The 8,762-nt window shown below is 70.4% G+C and carries 10 protein-coding genes; all 10 read left to right on the forward strand.

The window, feature by feature from the left end:
• Positions 1-8: 8 nt before the first annotated feature.
• Positions 9-794, forward strand: coding sequence for a DUF899 domain-containing protein (locus PCA_RS09485; protein ID WP_181302365.1), 786 nt, complete (start codon positions 9-11; stop codon positions 792-794).
• Between the two features lie 66 nt (positions 795-860).
• Positions 861-1,604, forward strand: a complete 744-nt coding sequence (gene fabG, locus PCA_RS09490) for a 3-oxoacyl-ACP reductase FabG (protein WP_181302366.1) — start codon at positions 861-863, stop codon at positions 1,602-1,604.
• Between the two features lie 244 nt (positions 1,605-1,848).
• Positions 1,849-2,088 (forward strand): acyl carrier protein, encoded by a 240-nt coding sequence (gene acpP / locus PCA_RS09495; RefSeq protein ID WP_077483687.1) that lies wholly within the window; start codon positions 1,849-1,851, stop codon positions 2,086-2,088.
• 192 nt (positions 2,089-2,280) lie between these two features.
• Positions 2,281-3,519: a beta-ketoacyl-ACP synthase II gene (gene fabF / locus PCA_RS09500; protein ID WP_181302367.1), complete on the forward strand. Its 1,239-nt coding sequence runs from the start codon at positions 2,281-2,283 to the stop codon at positions 3,517-3,519.
• 14 nt (positions 3,520-3,533) lie between these two features.
• Entirely contained in the window at positions 3,534-4,880 is a 1,347-nt protein-coding gene (locus tag PCA_RS09505; RefSeq protein ID WP_343204432.1) for an aminodeoxychorismate synthase component I, read from the forward strand.
• The gene (gene pabC, locus PCA_RS09510; protein ID WP_181302368.1) at positions 4,877-5,692 is read left to right on the forward strand and encodes an aminodeoxychorismate lyase; all 816 of its coding nucleotides are present in this window, start codon (positions 4,877-4,879) and stop codon (positions 5,690-5,692) included. The genes PCA_RS09505 and pabC overlap by 4 nt, the downstream gene beginning before the upstream one ends.
• Complete coding sequence (mltG, locus tag PCA_RS09515) at positions 5,689-6,711, forward strand: endolytic transglycosylase MltG (RefSeq protein ID WP_181302369.1); 1,023 nt, start codon at positions 5,689-5,691, stop codon at positions 6,709-6,711. Before pabC ends, mltG begins: the two co-directional genes overlap by 4 nt.
• Positions 6,708-7,343, forward strand: coding sequence for a dTMP kinase (tmk, locus tag PCA_RS09520; RefSeq protein ID WP_181302370.1), 636 nt, complete (start codon positions 6,708-6,710; stop codon positions 7,341-7,343). The genes mltG and tmk overlap by 4 nt, the downstream gene beginning before the upstream one ends.
• Positions 7,340-8,275 carry a DNA polymerase III subunit delta' gene (gene holB, locus PCA_RS09525; protein ID WP_181302371.1) on the forward strand — a complete coding sequence of 312 codons (936 nt, stop codon included), beginning with the start codon at positions 7,340-7,342 and terminating at the stop codon, positions 8,273-8,275. Before tmk ends, holB begins: the two co-directional genes overlap by 4 nt.
• On the forward strand, positions 8,266-8,762 hold a 497-nt coding region (locus PCA_RS17570), incomplete at its 3' end, for a PIG-L family deacetylase (protein ID WP_255436763.1). The genes holB and PCA_RS17570, both read left to right, overlap by 10 nt.

The raw sequence follows: 8,762 nt of genomic DNA on the forward strand, positions 1-8,762 counted from the left end.
GCATGACCATGGCATCGCACATCATCGGAACCCGCGAGGAATGGCTCGCTGCCCGGCTTGAACTGCTGCAGGCGGAAAAGGAGCTGACCCGGCGCGGCGACGAACTGGCGCGGCAGCGGCAGACCCTGCCGTGGGTGCGCGTGGAGAAGGACTACCGCTTCGGCACCGGCGGGGGCGATGCCACGCTGGCGGATCTTTTCCGGGGACGCTCGCAGCTGCTGGTCTACCACTTCATGTTCGGTCCCGACTGGTCGGCAGGCTGTCCTTCCTGCTCGGCGATTGCCGACGGCTTCAACGGCATCGTCGCGCACCTGGAAAACCACGATGTGGCATTCACCGCGGTGTCGCGCGCGCCGTTGGCGAAGTTGCTGGCCTACCAGCGGCGCATGGGCTGGACATTTCCGTGGGCGTCCGCGAACGGCAGCGGTTTCAACCTCGACTTCAACGTCGCGATCAGCGAGGCGCAGCAGCGGGCCGGCGACGCCGAATACAACTACCGGCGCGAAGGCCCATCGGCAGACGAGGCGCAGTATCCGGAGATCGTCCGTCAGCTCGCGACCAGCTGCGGCACGGGGGCGGTCGGGTACGCGCGCGACCGCCCCGGCCTGAGCGCGTTCGTGCTGGAAGACGGCGTCGTCTATCACACCTATTCGACCTACGCGCGCGGGGTGGACGGCCTGTGGGGCATGTACCAGTGGCTGGATCGCGCGCCGCTGGGCCGCAACGAGGCGGACGGCGCCTGGTGGCGGCGTCACGACGAGTACGCTGCCGCGGATGCGGGTTGCTGCCACTGAGCTACATGCAGGAAGAGTCCGTTTCCGTGTATGGTTTGCGGCTTTGAATCCTGACGGAACACGGCGATGGACAAGACACTGACGGGCGAGATCGCACTGGTCACCGGCGCCAGCCGCGGCATCGGCGCGGCGATCGCGGACGAACTGGCCGCGATGGGCGCCACCGTGATCGGCACGGCCACCAGCGAGGCCGGTGCGGCCGCCATCGGCGACCGGCTGGCTGCGCATGGCGGCCACGGCCGCATGCTCGACGTGGCGGACACCGCCGCCGTCGAGGCGCTGATCGACGGCATCGCCAAGGAATTCGGCGCGGTGTCGATCCTGGTCAACAACGCGGGCATCACCCGCGACCAGTTGCTGATGCGCATGCCTGAGGCGGACTGGCAGGCGATACTCGACACCAACCTCAGCTCGGTGTTCCGCACCAGCAAGGCGGTGATGCGCGGCATGATGAAGGCGCGCAAGGGCCGCATCATCTCGATTGCCTCGGTGATCGGCCTCACCGGCAATCCCGGGCAGTCCAACTACGCGGCGGCCAAGGCCGGCATCATCGCGTTCTCCAAGTCGCTGGCCCGCGAGATCGGTTCGCGCGGCATCACCGTGAACGTGGTGGCGCCCGGCTTCATCGACACCGACATGACGCGCGCCCTGCCGGAGTCGGCGAAGGAAGGCCTGCTGCACCAGATCGCCCTGGGCCGCCTGGGCGAGGCTGCCGACATCGCCAAGGCCGTGGGCTTCCTCGCTTCGCCGGCGGCTGCCTACATCACCGGCGAGACGCTGCACGTCAACGGCGGCATGTACATGGCCTGAGGCGTACAGGCGGCCCGGTGCAGCCGTTTCAAACACCGCCTGATCCATACGGCGACGCATGCTGAAAGAAGTCGCGCATTGCCGCGTTTTCGGCGACAATTGCGCTTTCGCGCCGGCCGCAAACCGGCGCGGCGACATCGGCGACGGATGCATGGCGGCCTTGCGGTTTAGCCACTACAATCCGCCGGTCTTGCCGGCCGCGGGCCGGCGTACAACACAATTCCCCGTGGGAGGTACTTGCAACATGAGCACCATCGAAGAGCGCGTCAAGAAGATCGTCGTCGAGCAGCTGGGCGTGAAAGAGGATGAAGTCACGGCGAACGCCTCGTTCGTGGACGACCTGGGCGCCGACTCGCTCGACACCGTCGAGCTGGTGATGGCCCTCGAGGAAGAGTTCGAGACCGAGATCCCGGACGAGGACGCCGAGAAGATCACCACCGTCCAGCAGGCCGTGGACTACATCAAGGCCCACACCAAGGAATGATCGGGCGCAGGCAGCACGGCGCGACGCGCTGCTGCCAACGTGACGATACCGGAAGCTGCGCCGATACGGCGCAGTTTTCGTTTCTGCAATCTGCAACGTCCGATCCCGTATGGTGTGCGGCGGCGACCGCCATCCGCGAATGACGGGGCAATCGCCGCAACGGCGCTCCCCGGAACACGAAGGAACAACAGCATGAGCAAGCGACGCGTGGTAGTGACCGGCATGGGCATCATCTCGCCGGTCGGCAACGATCTGGTCACCGCCTGGGACAACATCCTCAAGGGCGTCAGCGGCATCGTGCCGGTCACCCACTTCGACGCCACCGGCTATGCCACCCGCATCGCCGGCCAGGTGAAGGATTTCGATCCGGCCGCGTGGATCGCGCCGAAGGAAATCAAGAAGATGGACCCCTTCATCCACTACGGCATCGCCGCCGGCACGCAGGCGCTGAAGGATTCCGGCCTGGAAGTGACCGAAGCGAACGCGCCGCGCATCGGCGTGGCGGTGGCGGCCGGCATCGGCGGCCTGCACACCATCGAGCACACCTCGATCGAGCTGCACGAGAAGGGGCCGCGCCGCGTGTCGCCGTTCTTCGTGCCCTCGTCCATCATCAACATGGTGTCGGGCCACCTGTCGATCATGTACGGCCTCAAAGGCCCGAACATCGCCTGCGTCACCGCCTGCACCACCGGCACGCACAACATCGGCCTCGCGGCGCGCATGATCCAGCACGGCGACGCCGACGCGATGATCGCCGGCGGCGCCGAGTTCGCCACCACCGGCACCGCGATGGCGGGCTTCTGCTCGGCCAAGGCCATGTCCACCCGCAACGACGAGCCGACCAGGGCCAGCCGTCCGTGGGACAAGGACCGCGACGGCTTCGTGCTGTCCGACGGCGCCGGCGTGCTGGTGCTGGAGGAGTACGAACACGCCAAAGCGCGCGGCGCGAAGATCTACGCGGAACTGGTCGGCTTCGGCATGAGCGGCGACGCCTACCACATCACCGCGCCCAGCGAAGGCGGCGAAGGTGCGGCCCGCTGCATGGAGAACGCGCTTCGGGACGGCGGCATCAACCCGTCCGAAGTGCAGTACATCAACGCGCACGGCACCTCGACGCCGCTGGGCGACCTGGGCGAAGTGCATGCCGCCAAGCGCGTGTTCGGCGACCACGCGTACAAGCTGGCGATGAGCTCGACCAAGTCGGTCACCGGCCACCTGCTCGGCGCGGCCGGCGGCGTGGAGGCGATCTTCAGCATCCTCGCGATGCGCGACCAGGTGCTGCCGCCCACGATCAACCTCGACGAGCCGGGCGAGGACTGCGACCTCGACTTCGTGGCCAACGTGGCGCGCGAGGCGAAGCTGGACGTGGCGATCTCCAACTCCTTCGGCTTCGGCGGCACCAACGGCACGCTGGTGTTCCGGCGCGTTTGAGCGCCTGCTCCAACGTGACACATCGTCGCACCCTGCACGGCCGGCGCGACCTGCTCGCGCCGGCCGCCGCGTTTCCGCAGCGCTATCCCTGCCTGCTGGAAAGCGTGCTGCACGGCACCCCGCAGGCGCGCTTCGACATCCTGTTCGCGTTTCCGCGGGACAGCCTCGTGCTGGATGCGGAAGGCGGCGTGCGCAACGCGACTGGCGACATCGTCGGTACACGCTTCCTCGATGCGCTGGATGCGGCGTGGCAGGCCGAACGCCTGCCGCGCGAGGACGACGGCCTGCCGTTCCACGGCGGCTGGACGCTGTTGCTGGCCTATGAGCTGGCGGGCGAAATCGAAGCCAGGCTGCGGTTGCGCGCGGATGCCGCGTTGCCGGTGGCGCTGGCGCTGCGCTGCCCGGCGGCCGTCATCGTCGACCATGCGCGCGACTGCACCGTGCTGGTGGCCGAGGCGGGCAGCGAACACCTACTCGACGACCTGGCGGCGGATCTGGAAGCGGCGCGGCCGATTCCCGTGCTGCCGCCGCCGGCGCGCCTGTCCGAGGACGAGCCGCAGCGTTTCCTCGACGGCGTGGCGCGCATCCACGAACACCTGCAGGCGGGCGACATCTTCCAGGTCAACCTGTCGCGCGCGTGGCTGGCGCATTACGCGCAGCCGCCCGCACCGGCGGCACTGCACGCCGCGCTGCGCCGCGCCAACCCGGCGCCGTTCGCAGGCCTGTTGCAGCAACCCGGCTGGGCCATCGCCAGTTCCTCGCCGGAGCGGCTGGTGGAAGTGCGCGATGGCATGGCGCAGACGCGGCCCATCGCCGGCACGCGCCCACGCACGGCTGGCGACGACGACGTGGCGCGCATCCGCGAACTCGCCGCGCATCCCAAAGAGCGCGCCGAGCACGTGATGCTGATCGACCTCGAACGCAACGACCTCGGCCGCGTCTGCATGCCCGGCACGGTGGAGGTGGACGAGCTGATGACGGTGGAGAGCTACGCCCACGTGCACCACATCGTCTCCAATGTGCGTGGCCGCCTGCGCGAAGGCGTGACGCCGGGGCAGGCGATCGCCGCGGTGTTCCCCGGCGGCACCATCACCGGCTGCCCCAAGGTGCGCTGCATGGAGATCATCGCCGCGCTGGAAGATGCGCCGCGCGGCGCCTACACCGGCGCGCTGGGCTACCTCGACCGCAACGGCGACCTCGACCTCAACATCCTGATCCGCACGCTGACCCTCGCGGGCGACACGGTGAGCCTGCGCGCGGGCGCCGGCATCGTGGCCGATTCGGTGGCGGAACGGGAGCTGGAGGAGACGCGCGCCAAGGCGCGCGGCCTGTTGCGCGCGCTGGGCGCGGCCGACGCATGATCCTGGTCGACGGCCAGCCGCAGGACACCGTCTCCGCGCTGGACCGCGGCCTGCTGTATGGCGACGGCCTGTTCGAGACGATCCGCTTTGCGGGAGATGCCGCGCCGCTGTGGTCGCGACACATGCAGCGACTGGCGCTGGGCTGCGAACGCCTGGGCCTTCCGGCAGCCGATCCCGTATTGCTGTGGCGCGAGGCGCAAGCCGCACGCGGCGACATGACGCATGCCGTCGTGCGCATCACGCTCACCCGCGGCGTGGGCACGCGCGGCTACGCGATGCCGGCGCTGCCCCAGGTCGCCCGCATCGTGGCGGCATTTCCGATGCCGGCGCTGGACGCGGCGCTGTACCGCGACGGCGTGCGCCTGCACCTGTGCGAGACGCGCCTGGCCGAGCAGCCGCGGCTGGCCGGCATCAAGCACCTCAACCGGCTGGAACAGGTGCTGGCGCGCGCCGAATGGAGCGATCCATCGATTGCCGAAGGCCTGCTGTGCGACATGCGCGGCCACGCGGTTTCGGCCACGGCCGCGAACCTGTTCGCGGTGATCGGCGGCGTGCCGGTGACGCCCGCGCTGGAACGCTGCGGCGTGGCCGGCGTGCTGCGCGCGGCCTTGCTGGAGGCGCTGCCGCGGCTCGAAGTGCGCGATCTGCCGCTGCACGAATGCCTGGCGGCCGACGAACTCTTCCTTAGCTCCAGCGTTCGCGGCATCCTGCCGGTTCAGGCCGTGGGCGATACGGTATTTGCCCCCGGCCCGGTGACCCGCGCGATGCAGGCGCATTGGCGCGGGCTTGGTTTCCCGATGGAGCAGGCATGACCCGCAAGACGTGGCGCAACGCGATCCTGGTTTTGCTGCTGGCGCTGGCAGGCGCCGCGGCCTGGGGCTGGCACGACTTCAGCCGCTTCAGCGATGCGCCGCTGCGCGTCTCCGCACCCGGCGAAAGCATCGACATCGCCCGCGGCAGCAGCTTCAAGGAGATCGTGCAGCAGCTGCGCAGCCAGGACCTGAGCACCGCCTCGCCGCTGTACTGGCGCCTGCTGGCCGTGCAGATGCACGCGACCGGCCGCCTGCACGCGGGCGAGTACGCCACGCCCGCCGGCATCACGCCGCGCCGGCTGCTGGCCAACATGGCGGCGGGCAAGGTACTGCAGCGCAACCTCACCATCGTCGACGGCTGGACCTTCCACGACCTGCTGCTGGCGCTGGGCAAGGCGGAGAAGCTCAAGCACGAGACCGCCGGCCTCGACGCCGCCGCGATCATGCAGAAGATCGGCGCGGCCGGCGAACAGCCGGAGGGCCGCTTCCTGCCCGAGACCTATGCCTACGTGAAGGGCGACAGCGACCTGGACATCCTCCGGCGCGCGCATGCCGCGATGGCGAAGATGCTGGACGAGCAGTGGCCGCAGCGCGACAAGAGCCTGCCGCTGGCCACGCCCTACGACGCGCTGATCCTCGCCTCCATCGTGGAGAAGGAAACCGGCCGCGCCGACGAGCGCGCGAAGATCGCCGGCGTGTTCGTGCGCCGTCTCGAAAACCACATGCTGCTGCAGACCGACCCCAGCGTGATCTACGGCATGGGCGACAGCTACCAGGGCAAGATCCACAAGACCGACCTCACCACCGACACGCCGTACAACACCTATACCCGGCCCGGCCTGCCGCCCACGCCGATCGCATTGCCGGGCAAGCCGGCGATCATGGCGGCGCTGCATCCCGAACCCGGCACCGCGCTGTACTTCGTGGCGCGCGGCGACGGCACCCACGCGTTCGCCGACACCCTGGCCGAACAGAGCCGCAACGTGGCCTGCTACCAGTTGAAGCGGTGCAATCCATGAGCGGGCATGGCCGCTTCATCACGCTGGAAGGAGGCGAGGGCGCCGGCAAGAGCACCTTGCTGGCGGGCCTGCGCGAGCACCTGGAAGGCCGCGGCGTGGACCTGCTGCTCACCCGCGAGCCGGGCGGCACGGCGCTGGGCGAGGCGGTGCGCGCGATCGTGCTCGATCCGACGCGGCACGAACTCTGTGCCGAGAGCGAGCTCCTGCTGATGTTCGCCTCGCGCGCGCAACTGGTGCGCGAGACGATTGCGCCGGCCCTGGCCGCAGGGCAATGGGTGCTGTGCGACCGCTACGTGGATGCCAGCTATGCCTACCAGGGCGGCGGCCGCGGCCAGCCGGCCGAGCGCATCGCCGCGCTGGAGCAGTGGGCCTGCGCCGGCCTGAAATCCGACCTCACGCTGTTGCTCGACCTGCCGGTGACCACCGGCCGCGCCCGCGCCGCGGGCCGCGGCGCGGCGGATCGCATCGAGGTCGAGGCCGACGGCTTCTTCGAACGCGTGCGCGCCACGTATCGCGCGCGTGCCGCGGCCGAGCCGCAGCGCTTCCGCGTGATCGACGCCAGCCAGTCGCCCGAGGCGGTGCTGCGCGACGCCATCGCCGCCACCGCGCACCTGTTCGGAGCGACATCGTGAGCACGATGCCCTGGCATGCGGCGGACTGGGCCCGGCTGCAGGCGCGCCGGCAGCGCGATGCCTTGCCGCATGCGCTGCTGCTGTGCGGCCCGGCCGGATTGGGCAAGCGCGCGTTCGCGCAGCGTTTCGTGCGCGGGCTGCTGTGTGCCAATCCGCAGGATGGCGAAGCCTGCGGCCAATGCCGCAGCTGCCTGCTGCTCGATGCGGGCACGCATCCCGACGTGGTCACGCTCAGCTTCGGCCTGCGCAAGGACGGCACGCCGCGCACCGAGATCGTGATCGAGCAGATCCGTGAACTGTCCGCACGGCTGGCGATGAGCAGCCAGTTCGGTGGCTGGCAGGTGGCGTTGATCGACCCGGCGGATGCGATGAACGCGTCGGCCGCGAACGCCTTGCTGAAGACGCTGGAAGAGCCCTCGGGGCAGACCTTGCTGGTGCTGCTGGCCGATGCGCCGTGGCGCCTGCCGCAGACGATACGCAGCCGCTGCCAGCGCATCGAGTTCACGCTGCCGCCGCCCGACCAGGCGCGCGCGTGGCTGGAAGGGCAGGGCGTGGCGCAGGCGCAACCTGCGCTGGACGCGGCGCTGGGCAATCCCGGCCTGGCCCTGGCCTGGGCGCAGGAAGGCGCGCTGGAACGCCGCATCGAGGTGCGGCGCGACCTGGCCGCGCTGGCCGCCGGTCGCGGCCAGGTCACCGAGATGGCGCGACGCTGGCTGGACGACGAAGCCGCGCAGCGCCTGTGGTTCGCCGCGCAGGCCGCGGCGGACGAACGGCGCGCGCAGGCGACGCAGGCCGCGGCGCCGCTCGCCAGCGCGCTGGACGGCGAGGCGCTGGGGCACTGGTACGACGCCGCCAACCGCACCCGCGACGCCTTGCGCGGCCCGCTGCGCGGCGACCTGCTGCTGCTGGAACTGCTGGCGCAATGGCGCTGACGGCCGCGCCGGCAGCGTCGGCATGGCCGCCCTTCACGGCGCAGACCCGCCTGCTGGTGGTGGCGCCGCATCCCGACGACGAGACGCTCGCGAACGGCGTGCTGATCCAGCGCGTGCTGGCTGCTGGCGGCACGGTGCGCGTGCTGCTGCTCACCGCCGGCGACAACAATCCCTGGCCGCAACGCTGGCTGGAGCGGCGCTGGTCGATAGGCGCGGCCGAGCGCGAACGCTGGGGCCGCCGCCGCCATGCCGAACTGCAGGAAGCGCTGCACCGGCTGGGCCTGCCGCACGCGGCGCTGCGCGCGCTGGGCTGGCCGGACATGGGCGTGCTGGATCGCCTGCTGCAACCGGGCCAGTCGGCGGTGGCCGAAGTGGCGGGCGAACTGGAGGATTTCGCCCCCGACCTGGTCGCGGCCCCGGCCCTGGGCGACCGCCATCCCGACCACGGCGCGGCCCACGTGCTGGTGCGCCTGGCGCTGGCGCAGAC

Source organism: Rhodanobacter sp. PCA2 (assembly GCF_013620825.1).
Classification (GTDB): Bacteria; Pseudomonadota; Gammaproteobacteria; order Xanthomonadales; family Rhodanobacteraceae; genus Rhodanobacter_A.

What these genes read in the sequence shown, in the direction of transcription:
- pabC (WP_181302368.1), top strand. Translation starts at nt 4,877, where the DNA reads ATGATCCTGGTCGACGGCCAGCCGCAGGACACCGTCTCCGCGCTGGAC.
- fabF (WP_181302367.1), top strand. Translation starts at nt 2,281, where the DNA reads ATGAGCAAGCGACGCGTGGTAGTGACCGGCATGGGCATCATCTCGCCG.
- PCA_RS09485 (WP_181302365.1), top strand. Translation starts at nt 9, where the DNA reads ATGGCATCGCACATCATCGGAACCCGCGAGGAATGGCTCGCTGCCCGG.
- tmk (WP_181302370.1), top strand. Translation starts at nt 6,708, where the DNA reads ATGAGCGGGCATGGCCGCTTCATCACGCTGGAAGGAGGCGAGGGCGCC.
- acpP (WP_077483687.1), top strand. Translation starts at nt 1,849, where the DNA reads ATGAGCACCATCGAAGAGCGCGTCAAGAAGATCGTCGTCGAGCAGCTG.
- fabG (WP_181302366.1), top strand. Translation starts at nt 861, where the DNA reads ATGGACAAGACACTGACGGGCGAGATCGCACTGGTCACCGGCGCCAGC.
- mltG (WP_181302369.1), top strand. Translation starts at nt 5,689, where the DNA reads ATGACCCGCAAGACGTGGCGCAACGCGATCCTGGTTTTGCTGCTGGCG.